Origin of the sequence: Paraburkholderia dipogonis (assembly GCF_046027395.1) — a bacterium.
In the GTDB taxonomy this organism is placed as follows: Bacteria; Pseudomonadota; Gammaproteobacteria; order Burkholderiales; family Burkholderiaceae; genus Paraburkholderia; species Paraburkholderia dipogonis_A.
In genome coordinates, this window is sequence record NZ_JAQQEG010000032.1 from 68891 (window position 1) to 87171 (window position 18281).

The following is an 18281-nucleotide window of genomic DNA, read 5'->3' on the forward strand; positions in this document are numbered from 1 at the left end:
CCTTTACCGAACTCGTAAGAATATAAGCGGCGTCGCCTGCGGAGCAGGTGTCGATTGGAGAACCGATGAACTGGGCAGCAAGACTGATTGGCGGACGTTTCCACTACGGCTGGTTGACCGTCGCGGTGGTGTTTCTGGTACTGCTTGCGGCGGCCGGCACGCGCGCCACGCCCAGCGTGATGATGGTGCCGCTCGAGCATCAATTCGGCTGGAGCCGCGCAACGATTTCGTTGGCGATCTCCGTGAACATCGCGCTGTACGGTCTGATGGGACCGTTCGCGGCAGCGGCGATGCAACGGTTCGGTGTGCGCCCCACGCTGCTGGCTGCGCTTGGAACGATGGCGGCAGGCGTGGCGCTGTCGTCGCTGATGACGCACCCGTGGCAGATGGTGCTGATCTGGGGCGTGATGGTCGGTGGTTCGACGGGCGTCGCGGCGCTGTCGTTGTCGGCGACGGTGGTCACGCGCTGGTTCACCACGCGGCGTGGCCTCGTCATGGGCATTCTCACGGCGAGTTCAGCGACCGGCCAACTGGTGTTCCTGCCGATGCTCGCGGCCATCGCCGAGCACCACGGCTGGCGGCAAGTGGTGTGGGTCGTTGCCATTGCGGCCGCGATCGTGATTCCGCTGGTTGCGTTTCTGTTGCCCGAGCGCCCGGCCGACATGAAGCTGCGCCCGTACGGCGAGCCGCACGATTCGCCCATCAACAGCACCGTCACCAAACAGAATCCGCTGGCAATCGCCTTCGGCACACTCGCCATGGCGAGCAAGACCCGCGATTTCTGGCTGCTGTTTTTCAGCTTCTTTATCTGCGGCGCGAGCACCAACGGCTATGTCGGCACCCATCTGATCGCGATGTGCGGCGACTACGGCATGACGGAAGTGCAGGGCGCCTCCCTGCTCGCCGCCATGGGCATCTTCGATCTGTTCGGCACGACGCTGTCGGGCTGGTTGTCGGACCGCTTCAATAGCCGCGTGCTGCTGTTCTGGTATTACGGTCTGCGCGGTTTGTCGCTGATGTTTCTGCCGCACGCGTTCGGCATCGACTTCTTCGGTTTGCCGCTGTTCGCCGTGTTCTACGGTCTGGACTGGATCGCGACCGTGCCGCCGACCGTGCGTCTGGCCACCGACGTCTACGGCAAGGAGTCGGCGCCGGTGGTGTTCGGCTGGATCGTCGCCGGCCATCAGCTCGGTGCGGCGTTCGCGGCGCTCGGCGCGGGTATGCTGCGCGCGAGTCTCGGCACGTACACGGTGGCGTCGATGATTTCTGGCGGCTTGTGCCTCGTGGCGGCGGTGATCGTGTTGCGGATCAACCGGCCCGCCAAAGTGCCGGAACCGCAGGTGGCATAAAGCCGCGCGCGGCGATCCGGGCATCGCGAAAATCACGGCCCCGCAAGGGGCCGTTTCGCTATCGCCGCCAGCGCTAAACAAACTGCTCGCTTGTTGGCGCACGCGTGCCGAAGCCCGGTTATGCTATGTGACCCCGGGCAGTTGCCCGTCGATCATGAATTTCGACCGAGAGAAGCGCATGGCCAACAAACCCGCCCCTACCGCAATTGCCATTCACGAGCTGATTGCAGGCCGCTGGAGCCCGCGCGCGTATTCGAGCGAGCCGGTGAGCCGCGAGCATCTGCAAGCCGTGCTCGAAGCGGCACGCTGGGCGCCGTCTTCATACAACGCGCAGCCGTGGCGTTTCCTCGTATTCGACCGCAGCGTCGATGAAGTCTCGTTCAAGCAGGCTTTTGCCACGCTGGTACCGTTCAACCAGGGCTGGAATGCGCCGGCGCCGGTGCTGATCGCGGTGACCACGCATACGCTCACCAACAAGGGCGAGGTGAATCGCTGCGCGCCGTACGATGCGGGCGCCGCGGCGATGGCGCTGGTATTGCAGGCGCATGCGCTAGGACTTGCCGCGCACCAGATGAGCGGCTTCGACCCGAACGCGTTCCGCACGGCATTCAAGCTGCCGAGCGACGTCGAAGTGATCGCGATGATTTCGCTCGGTCATTACGGCGACGTCGACAAACTGGATCCGGTGTTGCGCGAGCGCGAGAAGTCGGTGCGTCAGCGTCTGCCGCTGGCGGAAATCGCCTACGGTGGCGGGTGGAAGAAGGCGTTCTGAGCGGTTTCTTTCGGCTTGTGTATTGAGGTAAGACGCGCGGCGCTGACCGCGCGTTTTTCATTCGACGCCGTCCGCGACGCTCGACAACGGCGTGGCCACGCTCTCCAGCGACTTGCGCTCCGCATCGACGCCCCAGATCGCCGCGATCACCGCCGCCGCGAGCATCAGGCCCGAGCCGACGAGATAGCCCGAAAACACCTCGCTGCGTTGATGCGTGTCGATCAGCCGGCCAAAAAACGCCGGCCCGGCGATGCCGCCGAGCGCCGTGCCGAACGCGTAGAAAACCGCGATGGCCAGCGCACGAATTTCCAGCGGAAACGACTCGCTAACCGTGAGATAAGCCGAACTCGCGGCCGCCGACGCGAAGAAGAAAATCACCATCCACGCGATCGTCTGCGTGACGACGGTGAGCATTTCTTGCTCGAACAGGTAACCGCTCAGCGTCAACAGGACGCCAGAGATGGCGTAGGTTGCAGCGATCATCTTGCGCCGTCCGATCACGTCGAAGAGCCGCCCGAGCAGCAGCGGTCCGAGGAAATTGCCGAGCGCGAAGGGCAGCAGATACCAGCCGATGTGGTCGCCCGGCACGTGGTAGAAGTCGGTGAGCACCAGCGCGTAGGTGAAAAAGATCGCGTTGTAGAAAAACGCCTGCGCGGTCATCAGCGACAGGCCGACCAGGGCGCGCCGTCGATGCACGTTGAAGAGCGTGTGGAATACCTCGCGCAGCGGCGTATGTCCGCGCGCCCGCAAGCGCAGGCGCGTGAGGTCGTCGTCGGAGAGCGTGTGGCCTTCGTTGCGAAAGCGCGTTTCGATGCCTTCGACGATTGAGCGCGCGTCGCGCTCGTCGCCGTGCGTAAGCAGCCAGCGCGGGCTTTCGGGCAGCCAGATGCGCATCGGCAGAATCCCCAGCGCGAGCACCGCGCCGATGAAGAAGCAGGCGCGCCAGCCCCAGTCCGCGGGCAGCAGATGCGGATCGAGCAGCATCAGCGAGCCGGCCGCGCCGAGCCCCGCGCCGACCCAGAACGTGCCGTTGATGCCGAGATCGGTCCAGCCGCGCAGGCGCGCCGGCGTGAATTCCTGGATCGTCGAATTGATCGCTGTGTATTCACCGCCGATCCCGGCGCCGGTCAGGAACCGAAACAGGAGAAAGCTGGCCAGATTCCACGACAGCGCGGTTGCCGCAGTCGCTGCCAGATACAGGGCGAGGGTGATGAAAAACAGCTTGCGGCGGCCCAGCCGGTCGGTCAGCCAGCCGAATCCCAACGCGCCGAGAACCGCGCCGGCGATGTAGGCGCTACCGGCCAGACCGACGTCGGCGTTGGTAAAGTGCAACGATGGACTAGACTTCAACGCACTCGCGACCGCGCCCGCCAGCGTGACTTCCAGGCCGTCGAGCAGCCACGTCACGCCAAGCGCCACCACGAGCAGCGAGTGAAACCGGCCCCACGGCAGACGGTCGAGCCGCGAGGGCAGATCGGTTTCGACGACGGTGGCGTTTTTTTCATGAACAGCGGCAGTAGGCGGCGCGCTCATTGCTTGAAGCCTCCTCAATTCCGAAAATTGGCGGCGTATCCTGTCAAAATGAGCAATATTCGTTCCGTCGAGCTGGGCTCTTACGTTATCGCGAGTGTGCCCAAAGCGTCAGTTGATGCTGATTGGGCTTTCGTGTTACAAAGCCGCTCCCCTTTCTGTCCGCGCCAGCCGTGAGCGGCGATTCCTGCCATGAACTATTGCGCGATTGACTTCGGTACTTCCAACTCGGCTGTGGCCGTTCCTGTCGGCGGCGCGCTCAAGCTCGCGCCGGTCGAGGGCGCCTACACGACGCTGCCCACCTCGGTCTTTTTCAACACCGACGAAAACACCCGCGAATTCGGGCGGGCGGCGCTAGCAGCCTACATTGACGGCTTCGACGGTCGTCTGATGCGCTCGATGAAGAGCATTCTCGGCTCGCCACTCGCCGAGAACTCCACCGATCTCGGCGACGGCTCCGCGATCAAGTACACGGATGTGATCGCGATTTTCGTCGAGCACCTCAAGCGCTCGGCCGAAAAAAGCGCCGGCGGTCCGATCCATCGCGCCGTGCTGGGCCGCCCGGTGTTTTTCGTCGACGACGACCCGCGCGCCGATCAGATGGCGCAGCAGCAACTCGAAGCCGCCGCGCGCTCGGTTGGCCTGCGGGAAATTCACTTTCAGTATGAGCCGATCGCGGCTGCGTTCGACTACGAATCGCATCTGACGGAAGAAGGGCTCGTGCTGGTGGCTGACATCGGCGGCGGTACCTCGGACTTTTCACTGGTACGGGTCGGGCCGGAGCGGATGAAGCGCGTCGAGCGCAAGGACGACGTGCTGGCCCATCACGGCGTGCACGTCGCCGGCACGGATTTCGACCGTCGCGTGGAATTGGCGACGATCCTGCGCGAAATGGGCTATCAGACGCTCGACCCGGAAGGCCGTGAGATTCCGAACCGGATCTATTTCGATCTGGCGACCTGGCATCTGATCAATACCGTCTACGCGCCGAAGCGCGTCAGCGAACTCGCGCTAATGCGGCATCTGTTCACGGAGGTCAAGCATTACGACCGCCTGATGCGCGTTGTGGACCGCCGGCTGGGTCATGCGCTGGCGGCGCACGCGGAAGAGGCGAAGATCGGCGTGGCGGCGGGCGGAGAGACCGTGATCGACCTCGACGAAGTGGAAGACGACCTGCGCCTCGCATTCGACGAGGCGCAACTCATCAAGGCCGGCCAAGACGAAACGCTGCGCATCGTGCAGGCGGCGCGCGACACGGTGCAGGCGGCCGGTGTCGCGACACGCGACGTCAACGCGATTTACTTTACGGGCGGTTCGACCGGATTGGCGTTTCTATCGGGCGCATTGGCGGCGGCATTTCCGGATGCTAAAGCGGTATTCGGTGATCGCCTTGCGAGTGTCGCGACTGGACTCGGCATTCACGCGCGACGTCTATTTGGATAACCAAAATCATCAACCGCATACTGCGAAGATAATCACCTTTTGCAATAGCGGTGGATATAAAAAAACCCCGCCGAGGCGGGGTTTTTTTGCGTCCAGAAGGAAGCGTGTTGCTTACACCGGCTTGATGTTAGCAGCTTGCTTGCCCTTCGGGCCCGTCTTTACTTCAAACGTAACCTTTTGGTTTTCTTGCAGCGTCTTGAAGCCTTCCGTGCGGATTTCCGAGAAATGCGCGAACAGATCTTCGCCGCCGCCGTCCGGCGTGATGAAGCCAAAGCCCTTTGCGTCATTGAACCACTTGACGGTACCGGTTTCCATATTACTTGTTCCTAAAGATGGTAAATAAGGCCGAAGCCCAGAGGGTGCATGAAAATCAAGGAAGGGGGTAATGGGACCAACCGGAGTACCGTTGATGGGCGAACTACGAAAGACCAATTCACTCGCCGCTTGAAATCCTGCCCGAACGTTATACGGCGATTTTGAGAGAAGGTCAACAGTCTCCCGACAACTTTACGAACTTTCATCAACTTGGCGTAAAAGTTGCTTACAAAGCTTGCTATTCGTCCGAATTTTTTGCTAGGGAGAACCCTTAGTTTCGCTGCAGGGACTGGGTGCAACCGTTAAACTACGCGCCTCGCGTCGGTTGCACCTATTTGGAATGGGCCGTCGCGTACGCATGCGCGTCACCCGTCTCCAGCGCCCCAAGGCGATGTCACGTGGTGCCGACATGGTTCTGCTGCAAACTTGCATGGGCCGGAGTACGTGCCAAAGCACTCACTCCAGCCGACACAGGAGAAGACGTGAAAAGTTCTATACAACGGAACATCGGGCCGTTCGCGCTGATGCTGACGGGCTTGGGTTCGATCATCGGGTCCGGCTGGCTGTTCGGCGCGTGGAAGGCCGCAAAGATTGCCGGTCCCGCTGCCATTTGTGCATGGGTGATCGGCGCGGTCGTGATTCTCGCGATCGCATTGACGTACGCGGAACTCGGCGCGATGTTCCCGGAGTCCGGCGGCATGGTGCGTTACGCGCGCTATTCGCACGGTGCGCTGGTTGGTTTCATTAGCGCATGGGCCAACTGGATCGCCATTGTCTCGGTGATTCCCATCGAAGCTGAAGCGTCCATTCAATATATGAGCACGTGGCCCTATCCCTGGGCGCATGCGCTATTCGTGGATGGGTCATTAACTACTAACGGGTTATTACTGTCCGCCGCGCTCGTGATCATTTACTTCATGCTGAACTACTGGGGCGTGAAACTGTTCGCGCGCGCCAATTCGGCGATCACGATCTTCAAGTTTCTGATTCCCGGCGCGACGATCCTCGGCTTGATGCTGACGGGCTTTCACAAGGAAAACTTCGGCGAAGCGAGTACCTTCGCGCCGTACGGCTGGTCGGCGGTGCTGACGGCGGTGTCGACGAGCGGCATCGTTTTCGCGTTCAACGGTTTCCAGAGCCCGATCAATCTCGCGGGTGAAGCGCGCAACCCGGCCAAGAGCGTGCCGTTCGCGGTGATCGGCTCGATCCTGCTCGCGCTGGTGATCTACGTGCTGCTGCAGATTGCGTATATCGGCGCGGTGAATCCGAGCGACGTGATGAAGGGCTGGAGCCACTTCAACTTCGCTTCGCCGTTTGCGGAGCTCGCGATCGCGCTGAACCTGAACTGGCTGGCGATCCTGCTGTACGTCGACGCATTCGTCAGCCCGAGCGGCACCGGCACGACCTATATGGCGACCACCAGCCGCATGATCTACGCGATGGAGCGCAACAACACGATGCCGAAAATGTTCGGCAACGTTCACCCGTTCTACGGCGTGCCGCGTCAGGCGATGTGGTTCAACCTGCTGGTGTCGTTCATTTTCCTGTTCTTCTTCCGCGGCTGGAGTTCGCTCGCGGCGGTGATTTCGGTCGCGACCGTGATCTCATACCTGACCGGCCCGATCAGCCTGATGGCCTTGCGCCGCGCGGCGACGGACCTCGAGCGTCCGCTGCATATTCCGGGCATGAAGATCATTGCGCCGTTCGCGTTCGTCTGCGCATCGCTGATCCTGTACTGGGCGAAGTGGCCACTGACCGGCGAAATCATTCTGCTGATGGTCGTCGCGTTGCCGGTGTACTTCTACTTCCAGGCGAAGTCGGGCTTTGCCGGTTGGGGGCGTGATCTGAAGGCGGCATGGTGGCTGGTCGCTTATCTGCCGGTGATGGCGATTCTGTCGCTGATCGGCAGCAAGCAATTCGGTGGACACGACCTCATCCCTTACGGCTGGGACATGGTGGTGGTCATCGCGTTTTCGCTGGCGTTCTACTACTGGGGCGTGACGAGTGGTTATCGCTCGGAATATCTGGACGAGCGCACAGAGCATGACGAAGTGCTCGAAGGCATGGGCGCTCATTAAAGCGCTGCGCTGAAGTCTGTAAGAAACCCCCGCCCGAGTTGCTCAGGCGGGGGTTTTTCTTTCTGCCGTGCTTATCGACGCGGCGTCAGGCGGTGCCGAACACGTAGTTCGTCATGGCGAGCGAGCGCTGATAGGTCCCGAGCGACTGGATGGCCAGCGAATAATCGTCGTCCGCCGCGCCCAATGCGGCGAAGACCGGCAGCAGATGCTCGTCGGTAGGATGCATCAGCACCGCGTGCGGTGCCTGGCGGCGGTAGTCGAGCAGGGCGTCGATATCGTGCGCGGCGAGCTTTTCCTCGAACCAGTCGGTGAATTCGGCGACGCGCGGATCGGCATCCTCCGGGCGCGCGGAAAAGTCGGCGGCGCGCAGGTTGTGCGTGATCTGGCCGGAGCCGATCACCATCACGCCGTCTTCTTTCAACGACCGCAGCGCCCGGCCGACGCGGAAGTGATGCGCCGCGTCCATGTGCGGCTGGATCGACAACTGGGCGACGGGTATATCGGCATCCGGAAACATGAGCAGCATCGGCACCCATGCACCGTGATCGAGTCCGTGCGGCTGGGCGCCCGTGAGGATGCCGTTTTCGCCGAGCAGCACAGCGGCGCGGCGCGCCACATCGGGCGCGCCCGGCGCCGGGTACTGAATTTCGTACAACTGACGCGGAAAACCGTAGAAATCGTGGATGGTTTCCGGCGCCGTGGACGTGCTCGCCACTGGCTGCGCCGTGCCCCAATGGGCCGACAGCATCAGCACGGCTTCCGGACGCGGCAACTGGGCGCTCAGCGTGCCGAATTCGGCGGACGGCAACGACGGGTCGATCGGCAGCGTGGGTGCGCCGTGGGACAGGAAAAGCGAGGGTAAGCGGTTCATGGCAGCAGCGCGGCCGCGAGAGCGCGGCGCAGAGATTGGGTTGCTACCAATATAGGGTTGCACCGCGATTTGATAAACGGGTGAAAACAGAATTGATTGTGTCGCAGATGTTGTGAATCCGTACGTATGCGCGGATATCGCACGCCGCGGCGGACGTGCTATTCCTGCGCGCCGCGCAGCCCGGCCCACGCCGGCGACAACGCCGGTCCGAGCGCGAACAGATTCAGCACGCGCGCCACGGTGTGATCGACCATTTCGTCGATGGAAGCGGGTTGGTTGTAGAAAGCAGGCAAGGGCGGGAAGATCACGCCACCCATTTCAGTGACCGCCGTCATGTTGCGCAGATGTGCCAGATTGAGCGGCGTCTCGCGCACAAGCAGCACGAGGCGGCGGCGCTCCTTGAGCGTGACATCGGCGGCGCGCGTGATCAGGTTGTCCGAGAAACCGTGCGCGACGCTCGCGAGCGTCTTCATCGAGCAAGGGGCGACGACCATGCCGTCGGTGGCAAACGAGCCGGACGCGATGCTCGCGCCGACGTCGCGCACCGAGTGGACGACATCCGCGAGCGGATGCACGTCCTCTTTGCTCAACTGGAGTTCGTGCTGGATATTGAGCCAGCCCGCGCTCGAAATCAGCAGATGGCTCTCGACGCCGCCCAGCCTGCGCAGCGTTTCGAGTATCCGGATGCCGTAGATGGCACCGGTCGCGCCGGTGATCGCGACGATCAGCCGGCGTGGCGCCGCAGCGCGTGTTTCCATGGCTCGCGGCACCTTGGGGATCGAAACGTGTGAACCGTGGCCGCTCAGGCCGCGGCGAACAACTGTTGCAATTCGCCCGATTCGTACATTTCCATCATGATGTCCGAGCCGCCGACGAATTCGCCCTTCACGTACAGCTGCGGAATGGTCGGCCAGTTCGAGAACTGCTTGATGCCCTGGCGGACTTCGTCGTCTTCGAGGACGTTGACGGTCTTGATCTCACCGACGCCGCACGCCTTCAGGATCTGGATGGCGCGGCCCGAAAAGCCGCACATCGGAAACTGAGCGGTGCCCTTCATGAAGAGGACGACGTTGTTTTCGTCGACGATTTGCTTGATGCGTTGTTGCGTATCCATGACTGACCTTGCGGTTCCGTTATGTGTAGGGAATAGGCTGAAATGATAGCGGATTTCGATACAGCCGGCCGAGCGCCGCTTTGTCCGTTCAGAGTGTGTGGCTATCAGGTGGGACCTGGCCGGCCAGACGCCCGCCGCTGATCCGCTCGATGCCGGCCAGATCGCGCTCCGAGCGGACTTCCGCAAAACCTTGCGCCGTCAGCAACTCGCGCACGGCTTCGGCCTGATCGTAACCGTGCTCGATCCACAATACGCCATCGGCGGCAAGCCGTGTGGGCGCACCAGCGATGATGGCGCGGATCGCGCTGAGTCCGTCGGCTTCGTCGGTGAGCGCGCCGCGCGGTTCGAAGCGCAGATCGCCTTCTGATAGATGCGGGTCGCCGCTTGCGATATACGGCGGGTTGCTGACGATCACGTCAAAGCGCAACGTGGCGTCGAGTGAGTCGTACCAGTCGCTTTGCGTCAATGCCAGGGCGCCGCCGGGGCGTTTCGCGTCGAGCAGGCGGGCGGCGTTGCGCGTGGCGACGGCCAGCGCTTCGGCGGAACGGTCGAGCGCCCACACCTGCGCGTCGGGCCGCATCGACGCGATCGCGACGGCAATGGCGCCGGTGCCTGTGCCGAGATCGAGCACGCGAGGCCGCGAGAGGTTTTCCAGCGCCGTCAGCGCGGTGTCGACCAGCAATTCGGTTTCGGGGCGCGGAATCAGCACGTGCGGCGTGACTTCGAAATCCAGTCCGAAAAATTCCCGGGCGCCGACCAGTTGCGCCACCGGTTCGCCGGCTACGCGCCGTGCTTCCAGCGCCTGGTAACGCTCGACAAACTCGGTGTCGAGCGCTTCGTCGCTGCGCGTAATCAGCTGCGTGGGGCGCCAACCGAGCACATGCGTGAGCAGGATGCGCGCTTCGAGCGGCGGCAGCGTCGAGGCGCGCAGCAGCGCGGCGGGTGTGGTGGGCGCGGCGGGCGTGGCCGAAGTCATGCGCGCTTTAGTCCGCGTCGCCCAGCGAGGCCAGCAACTCGGCCTGATGCTCGCTGACGAGCGCCGCGATCAGCTCGTCGAGATCGCCGTCCATGATCGCGTCCAGACGGTAGAGCGTCAGGTTGATGCGGTGATCCGTTAGCCGCCCTTGCGGGAAGTTGTACGTGCGAATCCGCTCCGAGCGGTCGCCCGAGCCGATCAGGCTCTTGCGCGTGGCGGCTTCTTTCGCCTGCTGCTCGTGCGATTGCTTGTCCTTGATGCGCGCGGCCAGCACCTTCAGCGCGCGGTCCTTGTTCTTGTGCTGCGAACGGTCGTCCTGACATTCGACGACGATCCCCGTCGGCAAGTGCGTGACGCGCACTGCGGAATCGGTCTTGTTGATGTGCTGCCCGCCCGCGCCGGACGCGCGAAACGTGTCGATCCGCAAATCGGCCGGATTGATCTCGACTTCGCCGATTTCGTCCGCTTCCGGCATGACCGCGACCGTGCATGCCGACGTGTGAATGCGCCCTTGGGTTTCGGTCGCCGGCACGCGTTGCACGCGATGGCCGCCGGACTCGAACTTGAGCTTCGAATAAGCGGCTTCGCCCGCGATCCGCACGATCACTTCCTTGTAGCCGCCCAGGTCCGACTCGCTCGCCGACATCATTTCCACTTGCCAACGGTTGCGCTCGGCAAAGCGCAGGTACATGCGCAGCAGGTCGCCCGCGAACAGCGCGGATTCGTCGCCGCCCGTGCCAGCGCGGATTTCAAGGAAGATGTTGCGATCGTCGTTCGGGTCTTTCGGCAGCAGCATTTTCTGCAACTCGGCACCGAGCTTTTCCATGCGCTCGCGGGCCGCGCGAATTTCGTCTTCGGCGAAGTCGCGCATCGACGCATCGGCCAGCAATTCCTGCGCGGTGGCGGCGTCGTTCATGGCCTGGCGCCACAGCGCGTAGTGGTCGACCACCGGCCCGAGCTCCGCGTGTTCCCGCGTGAGCTTGCGGTATTGGTCGAGATTCGAGGTGATGTCCTCTCGGCTCAACAGATCGTTCAGTTCGGCCAGCCGGGTAGTGAGCTGGTCGAGCTTGCGTTGCATGCTCGTTTTCATCGGACGGGTATCGGAGCGGGCTCCGGCAAGGACGACGACTAGGGAAGTGGGCGGATGCCCTGGTCAGAAGCACGTCGCGGGCCACTTGCGGGTAGCCCGGACAGCGCGGCGGTGGCTGCGCCGCTAACGCTCCGTGGAACCGGAGTGTTTGTAGAAACCGCTCATGAGTTCGATGAGCGTGTCACGGTTCTCACTGCTCGCGCGATTGAGCGCGTGCGTGGGACCGTGGATCAGCTTATTGGTGAGCGATTGGGACAACGCTTCGAGCACGGCAGCCGGATCGTCGCCGCGCGCGAGCATTTTCTGCGCGCGTTCGACTTCGGCGCGACGCAGCACGTCGGCTTGCGTGTGCATATGGCGGATCACCGGCACGATGCTGCGCGCGTCCAGCCATTGCATGAAATTCTGCACGCGCGTTTCGATGATCGCTTCGGCCTGCGCGACCGCGGCTTGCCGCGACGCATTGCCTTCGCGGACGATCGCGCCGAGGTCGTCGACGGTGTACAGGAACACGTCTTCGAGCTTGCCGACCTCGGGTTCGATATCGCGCGGCACGGCCAGGTCGACCATGAAAATCGGCCGATGGCGGCGCGCTCTGACTGCCCGCTCGACCGCGCCCAAACCGATGATCGGCAAGGTGGACGCAGTGCACGACACGATGATGTCGAACTCATGCATGCGCGAGGGCAGTTCCGACAGCGGAATGGCCCGGCCGTTGAAGCGCTCGGCGAGACGTGTGCCGCGCTCGGCCGTACGGTTCGCGACGACGAGTTCCTTCGGCTGCTGCGCCGCGAAGTGCGTGGCGCACAACTCGATCATTTCGCCCGCGCCGATGAACAGCACACGCTGGTTCGAGACCTTGTCGAAAATCCGCTGGGCAAGGCGCACGGCGGCGGCCGCCATGGAAACCGACTGCGCGCCGATTTCGGTCGTGCTGCGCACTTCTTTCGCCACGGCGAAGGTGCGCTGGAACAGCTGGTTCAAATAGGTGCCGAGCGCGCCGGCTTCGGACGCGGTACGCACCGCATCCTTCATTTGTCCGACGATTTGCGTCTCACCCAACACCATCGAATCCAGCCCGGACGCGACGCGGAACGCGTGGCGCACGGCTTCCGACTGCGGCAGCGCGTAGACGTGCGGCGCGAGTTGGTCGATGGGCAGGTTGTGGTACTTGGACAGCCACTGAATCGCGGCTTCGCGCGCGGCCTGGTCGTCGGTCGCACAGTAGAGTTCGGTGCGATTGCAGGTGGACAGAATGGCCGCTTCTGGCGCCGTGCGGGCCGACGGGCCGAGCCAGACGCTCTTGAAGGTGTCCAATGCAGGCTTGATCTGTTCGAGCGGAAACGCCACGCGTTCGCGCAAGGCGACAGGCGCAGTGTGGTGATTGATTCCGATCGTTAGAAGCTGCATTTGGGGGAGCTATGGTTTAGCCCAATATTATAGCGTTTCCACGATTTTCACATTGTGCGCAGCTTATTCCGCGTTTACAACGGCTTCCGGCGGGATCGCGTCGAGTTGGTAGCCGTAGCCGTAAAGCGGCGTCAGGCAGTAGCCATGTTCAGGATGAAGCTGCAATTTGCTGCGCACGCGGGACGCGTGCGTGTCGACCGTACGCGACCTTACGTCGCGGCGGCGCGTCCAGACGTTTTCAAGGATATGCGCTCGCGACACCGGCCGCGAGAGATTGCTGAAAAGCAGCAGTGCGAGGCGGAATTCCTTTGGCGTCAGCGTGACCGTTTGCTTACGGAATGTGACGGCAAATTGCGCCGCGTCGAACGCATATTCGCCGATGACGTCGCGCCGCCGGTTGGGCGGCCGCCGCAGCCCGGCGCGGCGCAGCAGCGCGTCCACGCGCGCCAGCATCTCGGGGCCGCGGACTGGTTTAGTCAGGCAGTCGTCGGCACCGGCGCGCAGCGCGGCGACAATCTGGCTTTCGCGTGGCGCCGACATCAGCACCATCACCGGCAAGCCCGGCAGGATGGCGCGAGCGCGCGGGATGACGTCTTCGGCGGAATGGTCGCCGGCCCAGCTTTCGGTGATGAGAAGGTCGAAGAATTCTTCGTTGGCGCGCGTCAGAAACGGGACGCTCGCGATGAAGTGCTGACACAGATGACCGCCGGCGAAGACCAGCCGGCCGACCAGTTCAGCGTGCCGCAAGTCCGGCTCGATAAGGGCGATTCGCATGACGCGCTTTCAGCGTGGCAATGACCGGGGACCAGGCTTTTCCGTAAGGCTCACAGCTTGCCTAACATCACCCCGACCCCTAAACTCAACCGCTATGCGGAAAGCGCCGTGCTGAACTTCTGTAGTTAATGAGACAAAAATGCTAGCTGTGTTGGCCCCTTGCGCCCATGAGACGAATCCGAAACTGCGCGAGGCCAGCCGTTAATGGGGTGGCCCGGCCTTGTAGTGTTAGGGGCAGCGATTGGCTTCGCGGGCTGGTGGTTGCATCCGCTGCGACGCGCGAGTCGCGCCCGGTGGTGGGTGGCGCTGCTGGCCGGCGTGCTGGGCGCGGCCGTCGCGCACATGGCTGGCAACGTGATTGGTCTCTTCCATGACGGCGATACGCTCGAATGGCCGGTTTGCACCGCCGTCGCGTTGATCGCCGTTGCCGTGACGGTCGGCTTGCTTTCCCGTCGATGAATATTTGCAGGTGACTCCGATGAATGCCCGACTCCCCGAAACTTCCTCCATTCCCGAACGGCTTGCCACCTTGCGTGACGCAATGGCGCGCGAAGGCGTCGCCGCCTACCTCGTGCCGTCCGCCGACCCGCATCTGTCCGAATATCTGCCTGGGCGCTGGCAAGGCCGGCAGTGGCTGTCCGGCTTCACCGGCTCGGCCGGCACGCTGGTGGTGACCGCGGACTTCGCCGGCGTCTGGACAGACAGCCGTTATTGGGAACAGGCCAACGCGCAACTGGCCGGCACCGGCGTTCAGTTGATGAAGATGACCGGCGGCCAGCAGACTGTGCCGCATTTCGAATGGCTCGCTCAGAACGTGCCGGCAGGTGCCACGGTCGGCGTTGACGGCGCCGTGCTCGGCGTGGCGGCGGCGCGGGCCTTGAGCCAGGCGCTGAACGCGCGCGGCGTGCAGTTGCGCACCGACGTCGATCTGTTCGACGCGATCTGGCCGCAGCGTCCGTCGCTGCCGGCGGCCGCCGTGTTCGAACACGTCGCGCCGCATGCGAGCGTCGCCCGTTCGGACAAGCTCGCGCAGATTCGCCGCGCAATGGCGGACAAGGGCGCGCAATGGCACTTCATCTCCACGCTCGACGACCTCGCGTGGCTGCTGAATCTGCGCGGCGCCGACGTCAGCTACAACCCCGTGTTCGTGGCGCACGCGCTGATCGGCGTCGACCACGCGTCGCTGTTCGTCGCCGACGGCAAGGTGCCGCAGGCGCTGGCCGATGCGCTGGCGAAGGACAACATCAGCGTCGAGCCGTATGCGAAGGCCGCGGACGCACTGGCCGCGCTGCCCGCCGGCAGCACGCTGCTGATCGACCCGCGCCGCATCACGTTCGGCTCGCTTCAATCGGTGCCGTCGACCGTTAACGTGGTCGAGGCGGTCAATCCATCCACCTTCTTCAAGTCGCGCAAGACCGAGGCGGAAGCCGAGCATGTGCGCGAGACGATGGAACAGGACGGCGCGGCGCTGGCGGAATTTTTCGCCTGGTTCGAAGGCGCGCTGGGCCGCGAGACGATCACCGAGCTCACCATCGACGAACATCTGACGGCGGCTCGCGCGCGCCGTCCGGGCTTCGTGTCGCTGAGCTTTGCGACGATCGCCGGCTTCAACGCGAACGGCGCGATGCCGCATTACCGCGCCACTGAGGACTCGCATTCCGTGATCGAGGGCAACGGCCTGTTGCTGATCGATTCCGGCGCGCAGTATCTGAGCGGCACGACCGACATCACGCGCGTGGTGCCGATCGGCACCGTCAGCGAAGCGCAGCGGCGCGATTTCACGATCGTGCTGAAGGGCACCATGGCGTTGTCGCGCGCGCAGTTCCCGCGCGGCATCCGTTCACCGATGCTCGACGCGATCGCCCGTGCGCCGATCTGGGAAGCCGGCGCCGATTACGGCCACGGCACCGGCCACGGCGTGGGCTATTTCCTGAACGTGCACGAAGGCCCGCAGGTGATCTCCCACTACGCGCCGGCCGAACCGTGGACGGCGATGGAAGAAGGCATGATCACCTCGGTTGAACCCGGCATCTACCGTCCGGGCAAATGGGGTGTGCGGATCGAGAATCTCGTGCTGAACGTGCCGGCCGGCCAAACCGAGTTCGGCGACTTCCTCAAGTTCGAGACCTTGACGCTGTGCCCGATCGACACGCGTTGCCTCGATCTGTCGCTGCTGCGCGAGGACGAACGCGCGTGGCTCAATGCGTATCACGAGACCGTGCGCACGCGCCTGTCGCCGCACGTGTCGGGCGACGCCAAGGCGTGGCTGGAGTTGCGCACGCAACCCATCTGATCGCCTTCAGGAAACTGCTTACGGAGAGTGCATGGCCATCAAGGCAGTGGTGTTCGATTTCGGCGGCGTGCTGATCGACTGGAGCCCCGAGTATCTGTATCGGGAACTGATCCCTGACGAGACCGAGCGCCGCTGGTTTCTGACCCACGTCTGCTCGATGGACTGGGTGATTCGTCAGGACGGCGGCCAGCCGATCGTCGAGGCCACCGAAGAGCTCGTTGCGACGTTTCCCGATCATGAAGCGCTGATCCGCGCGTTCTACGAACGCTGGCACGAGATGGTGGCCGGCGTGCTGGAAGAGGGCGTGGCAATCATGGAGAAGCTCGAAGCGGCCGAGGTGCCGCTCTTCGGGTTGACCAACTGGTCGGCGGAGACCTTTCCGTATGCGTGGGAACATTACCCGGTGCTGCGGCGGTTTCGCGACATCGTCGTCTCAGGGCGGGTGAAGATGGTGAAGCCAGATCCGGCCATTTTCGCGGCCATGCGCGAACGGATCGAGGCGCAATTGCCGGGCATCGAGCCCGGCGAGCTCGTGTTCATCGACGACAACCTGAAGAACGCCGAGGCCGCGACGGCCCTCGGCTGGCACGGTGTACATCACACTAGCGCGGCGCAAACTCAAGCGAAGCTGCGCGAGTTGGGGCTGCCGGTCTAAGCTGAGGCTCGCAGGCAAGGAGGCGGCGCGCCGGCGTTTCAACGGCGCCGCGATGCCTGTCGCCGCGCGGCGTACTTCGAGTCGATCTGCTGGGCTAAAGGCTCTGCGTCCGCGCATGCCACCCCCACCGCTGGTCACGCAGCATCGCACCGGCGCATGTCGCCAGACCTGCTGGCCAGGTAGTACTGCATCGGCGCAGGCGTCCGGCCTGCTGGCCAAGTAGCACCGCATCGGCACACGCGCCACGACCTACTGCCCAAGCAGATTTTTCAACGCATTCCCTAGGCCCTTCACCGTCTGCCCCGCGCCCTTTGCCACGTCCTCGACGCTCACCCCGAGCGCCTTCGCAAAGCCGGTACCGATGCGCTTCATCAGGCCTTCCTGCACCGAGAATTTCGGGTCGCGCAAATTCCCATCCAGCACGAAATGCAGCGTGATGTCGCCGTTGTGCGACTTGAGCGCGGCGACTGCCGCCTTGGTCGGAATCGACATGAAGGTGTCGAGCGGGCTGCCGGTGTCGGCGAGTTGCAGATTGTGGACCGTCAGCGTGCCGGGCGCGTGCAACTGATAGTTTCTTACCGTCGAGTCGACCGTCAGGTCGACCGTGCCGCCTGTCACTTGCGCCTTGGCGCCGGCCTTCTTGATCAGGTACGGGTCGAGCATCACGATGTCGACACCGCGCAGTTTGCTGGTGGTCTGCGAATCCTTGCTGGCGATCTTGATCCAGCCGCCGAACGACACCGTGCCCGTGTGCGCCGGGCCTTTGATCGAGCCCGTCACATTGACGTTGGTCGGTTCAGTGAGGGCGGGCAGGTGCAGATTGTCGACCGTCGCGTTGGCATCGCTGACCGTCACTTTGAACGGCGGCGGCCCGACCGTCATGTCGTAGAAGTGGAAGTTGCCCTGCTCGAAGCTGATGTGATCGACCTGCTTTTCGCGGGGAATGGACACCGCCGAGCCGCTGGCTTCGTTGTCGGCCTGGTCCAGCGACTCGCGCAGATTCGGCATCAAGCGAATCGTGCCGTCCTTCGTGCGCAGCACGGCAATGTCGAAGCCGCGCACCACCACGCTGCGAATATGCATGCGCCGCGCGATCAGATCGCGAATGTCAGGGGTGACGGTGATCTCGTCCGCTCGGAGCGGATCGCCGGCCGGCCAACCGGGCGGCGCTTTGAGAAGAACGTTGGTGAGATGAACCGAGGTGAGGCCGACGTCGATGGTTTCGGCGCTGCCCAAGGGACCGAGCGCCGCGATCACGCGCTCCTTGACCTCGCGTTGCGCGAACTGCAAGGCACCGACCACGACGACGATCAGCACCAGCAGCACGCCGCCCACGGCGACGGCCCAGCGCTTGCCCTTCGACATCGCCATGTTTGCCTCCTCGTCACCGCGTGGCGCGCGGTGTGGCAGTGATCGGCCTGTGCGCTCATTGGGTGGGCGCGCTTAGAGGTGTTCGTCCGGGCGGAACGCAGAATGCACGCGTCTCGCCGCGATGACATGTAGCACGCCATGACACGCAATGCGTGTGCCCTACCGCTCATACCGCCGACGCGAGGCATTCGCGGCGCATGCCTCGCCCGCGCCTTCCGGAACGCGCCCAGTCGAAGACGG

Annotated in this window: 17 protein-coding genes; 7 read left to right on the forward strand and 10 right to left on the reverse strand. The window is 63.6% G+C overall.

The features are described 5' to 3' along the window. The first annotated feature begins 65 nt into the window (after positions 1–65). Together PQR32_RS29025 and PQR32_RS29030 are read left to right on the forward strand one after the other, a co-directional pair. On the forward strand, positions 66–1349 hold the full coding sequence (locus PQR32_RS29025) for an MFS transporter (protein ID WP_408235068.1): 1284 nt from the start codon (positions 66–68) through the stop codon (positions 1347–1349). A gap of 178 nt (positions 1350–1527) precedes the next feature. Further along, entirely contained in the window at positions 1528–2121 is a 594-nt protein-coding gene (locus tag PQR32_RS29030; RefSeq protein ID WP_408235071.1) for a nitroreductase family protein, read from the forward strand. A 57-nt stretch (positions 2122–2178) separates the two neighbouring features. Here the strand turns inward: PQR32_RS29030 and PQR32_RS29035 are convergent, their stop codons facing one another. After that, complete coding sequence (locus tag PQR32_RS29035) at positions 2179–3654, reverse strand: MFS transporter (RefSeq protein WP_408235074.1); 1476 nt, start codon at positions 3652–3654, stop codon at positions 2179–2181. Between the two features lie 189 nt (positions 3655–3843). Between PQR32_RS29035 and PQR32_RS29040 the strand changes: the two genes are divergently transcribed. Continuing rightward, positions 3844–5094 (forward strand): Hsp70 family protein, encoded by a 1251-nt coding sequence (locus tag PQR32_RS29040; RefSeq protein WP_408235077.1) that lies wholly within the window; start codon positions 3844–3846, stop codon positions 5092–5094. Between the two features lie 111 nt (positions 5095–5205). On the opposite strand, the gene PQR32_RS29045 is transcribed toward PQR32_RS29040, so the two are convergent. Further along, positions 5206–5409, reverse strand: coding sequence for a cold-shock protein (locus PQR32_RS29045; RefSeq protein ID WP_007180251.1), 204 nt, complete (start codon positions 5407–5409; stop codon positions 5206–5208). A gap of 482 nt (positions 5410–5891) precedes the next feature. Between PQR32_RS29045 and PQR32_RS29050 the strand changes: the two genes are divergently transcribed. Continuing rightward, entirely contained in the window at positions 5892–7487 is a 1596-nt protein-coding gene (locus PQR32_RS29050) for an APC family permease (RefSeq protein ID WP_408235080.1), read from the forward strand. 85 nt (positions 7488–7572) lie between these two features. Here PQR32_RS29050 and PQR32_RS29055 read toward each other — a convergent pair whose 3' ends face one another. The 7 genes from PQR32_RS29055 to PQR32_RS29085 form a co-directional block, all read right to left on the reverse strand. Further along, positions 7573–8358, reverse strand: coding sequence for a DODA-type extradiol aromatic ring-opening family dioxygenase (locus PQR32_RS29055; protein ID WP_408235083.1), 786 nt, complete (start codon positions 8356–8358; stop codon positions 7573–7575). Positions 8359–8516: 158 nt separating this feature from the next. Next, positions 8517–9116 carry a UbiX family flavin prenyltransferase gene (locus PQR32_RS29060; protein WP_408235086.1) on the reverse strand — a complete coding sequence of 200 codons (600 nt, stop codon included), beginning with the start codon at positions 9114–9116 and terminating at the stop codon, positions 8517–8519. A 44-nt stretch (positions 9117–9160) separates the two neighbouring features. After that, a complete protein-coding gene (gene grxD / locus PQR32_RS29065) occupies positions 9161–9472 on the reverse strand; it encodes a Grx4 family monothiol glutaredoxin (RefSeq protein WP_012434475.1) in 312 nt (103 codons plus the stop codon). An 88-nt stretch (positions 9473–9560) separates the two neighbouring features. Further along, on the reverse strand, positions 9561–10448 hold the full coding sequence (gene prmC / locus PQR32_RS29070) for a peptide chain release factor N(5)-glutamine methyltransferase (protein ID WP_408235089.1): 888 nt from the start codon (positions 10446–10448) through the stop codon (positions 9561–9563). Positions 10449–10455: 7 nt separating this feature from the next. Then, positions 10456–11538, reverse strand: a complete 1083-nt coding sequence (prfA, locus tag PQR32_RS29075) for a peptide chain release factor 1 (RefSeq protein WP_408215404.1) — start codon at positions 11536–11538, stop codon at positions 10456–10458. A gap of 123 nt (positions 11539–11661) precedes the next feature. Continuing rightward, positions 11662–12948, reverse strand: coding sequence for a glutamyl-tRNA reductase (gene hemA / locus PQR32_RS29080; RefSeq protein WP_408235093.1), 1287 nt, complete (start codon positions 12946–12948; stop codon positions 11662–11664). Positions 12949–13011: 63 nt separating this feature from the next. Next, positions 13012–13722, reverse strand: a complete 711-nt coding sequence (locus PQR32_RS29085; RefSeq protein ID WP_408235096.1) for a response regulator transcription factor — start codon at positions 13720–13722, stop codon at positions 13012–13014. 204 nt (positions 13723–13926) lie between these two features. Between PQR32_RS29085 and PQR32_RS29090 the strand changes: the two genes are divergently transcribed. Genes PQR32_RS29090 through PQR32_RS29100 form a run of 3 tightly spaced genes read left to right on the forward strand, consistent with a single transcriptional unit; the run spans position 13927 to position 16670 of the window. Next, positions 13927–14181 (forward strand): hypothetical protein, encoded by a 255-nt coding sequence (locus tag PQR32_RS29090; RefSeq protein WP_310813754.1) that lies wholly within the window; start codon positions 13927–13929, stop codon positions 14179–14181. 19 nt (positions 14182–14200) lie between these two features. After that, positions 14201–16015, forward strand: a complete 1815-nt coding sequence (locus PQR32_RS29095) for an aminopeptidase P family protein (RefSeq protein ID WP_408235099.1) — start codon at positions 14201–14203, stop codon at positions 16013–16015. A gap of 31 nt (positions 16016–16046) precedes the next feature. Further along, positions 16047–16670, forward strand: a complete 624-nt coding sequence (locus tag PQR32_RS29100; RefSeq protein WP_408235102.1) for an HAD family hydrolase — start codon at positions 16047–16049, stop codon at positions 16668–16670. 249 nt (positions 16671–16919) lie between these two features. On the opposite strand, the gene PQR32_RS29105 is transcribed toward PQR32_RS29100, so the two are convergent. Further along, positions 16920–18041 (reverse strand): DUF748 domain-containing protein, encoded by a 1122-nt coding sequence (locus tag PQR32_RS29105; RefSeq protein WP_408235105.1) that lies wholly within the window; start codon positions 18039–18041, stop codon positions 16920–16922. Between the last annotated feature and the right edge of the window lie 240 nt (positions 18042–18281).

Coding starts and splice junctions, on each gene's coding strand:
- PQR32_RS29025 (WP_408235068.1), top strand. CDS start 66: ATGAACTGGGCAGCAAGACTGATTGGCGGACGTTTCCACTACGGCTGG.
- PQR32_RS29030 (WP_408235071.1), top strand. CDS start 1,528: ATGGCCAACAAACCCGCCCCTACCGCAATTGCCATTCACGAGCTGATT.
- PQR32_RS29035 (WP_408235074.1), bottom strand. CDS start 3,654: ATGAGCGCGCCGCCTACTGCCGCTGTTCATGAAAAAAACGCCACCGTC.
- PQR32_RS29040 (WP_408235077.1), top strand. CDS start 3,844: ATGAACTATTGCGCGATTGACTTCGGTACTTCCAACTCGGCTGTGGCC.
- PQR32_RS29045 (WP_007180251.1), bottom strand. CDS start 5,409: ATGGAAACCGGTACCGTCAAGTGGTTCAATGACGCAAAGGGCTTTGGC.
- PQR32_RS29055 (WP_408235083.1), bottom strand. CDS start 8,358: ATGAACCGCTTACCCTCGCTTTTCCTGTCCCACGGCGCACCCACGCTG.
- PQR32_RS29060 (WP_408235086.1), bottom strand. CDS start 9,116: ATGGAAACACGCGCTGCGGCGCCACGCCGGCTGATCGTCGCGATCACC.
- grxD (WP_012434475.1), bottom strand. CDS start 9,472: ATGGATACGCAACAACGCATCAAGCAAATCGTCGACGAAAACAACGTC.
- prmC (WP_408235089.1), bottom strand. CDS start 10,448: ATGACTTCGGCCACGCCCGCCGCGCCCACCACACCCGCCGCGCTGCTG.
- prfA (WP_408215404.1), bottom strand. CDS start 11,538: ATGAAAACGAGCATGCAACGCAAGCTCGACCAGCTCACTACCCGGCTG.
- hemA (WP_408235093.1), bottom strand. CDS start 12,948: ATGCAGCTTCTAACGATCGGAATCAATCACCACACTGCGCCTGTCGCC.
- PQR32_RS29085 (WP_408235096.1), bottom strand. CDS start 13,722: ATGCGAATCGCCCTTATCGAGCCGGACTTGCGGCACGCTGAACTGGTC.
- PQR32_RS29090 (WP_310813754.1), top strand. CDS start 13,927: ATGGGGTGGCCCGGCCTTGTAGTGTTAGGGGCAGCGATTGGCTTCGCG.
- PQR32_RS29095 (WP_408235099.1), top strand. CDS start 14,201: ATGAATGCCCGACTCCCCGAAACTTCCTCCATTCCCGAACGGCTTGCC.
- PQR32_RS29100 (WP_408235102.1), top strand. CDS start 16,047: ATGGCCATCAAGGCAGTGGTGTTCGATTTCGGCGGCGTGCTGATCGAC.
- PQR32_RS29105 (WP_408235105.1), bottom strand. CDS start 18,041: ATGGCGATGTCGAAGGGCAAGCGCTGGGCCGTCGCCGTGGGCGGCGTG.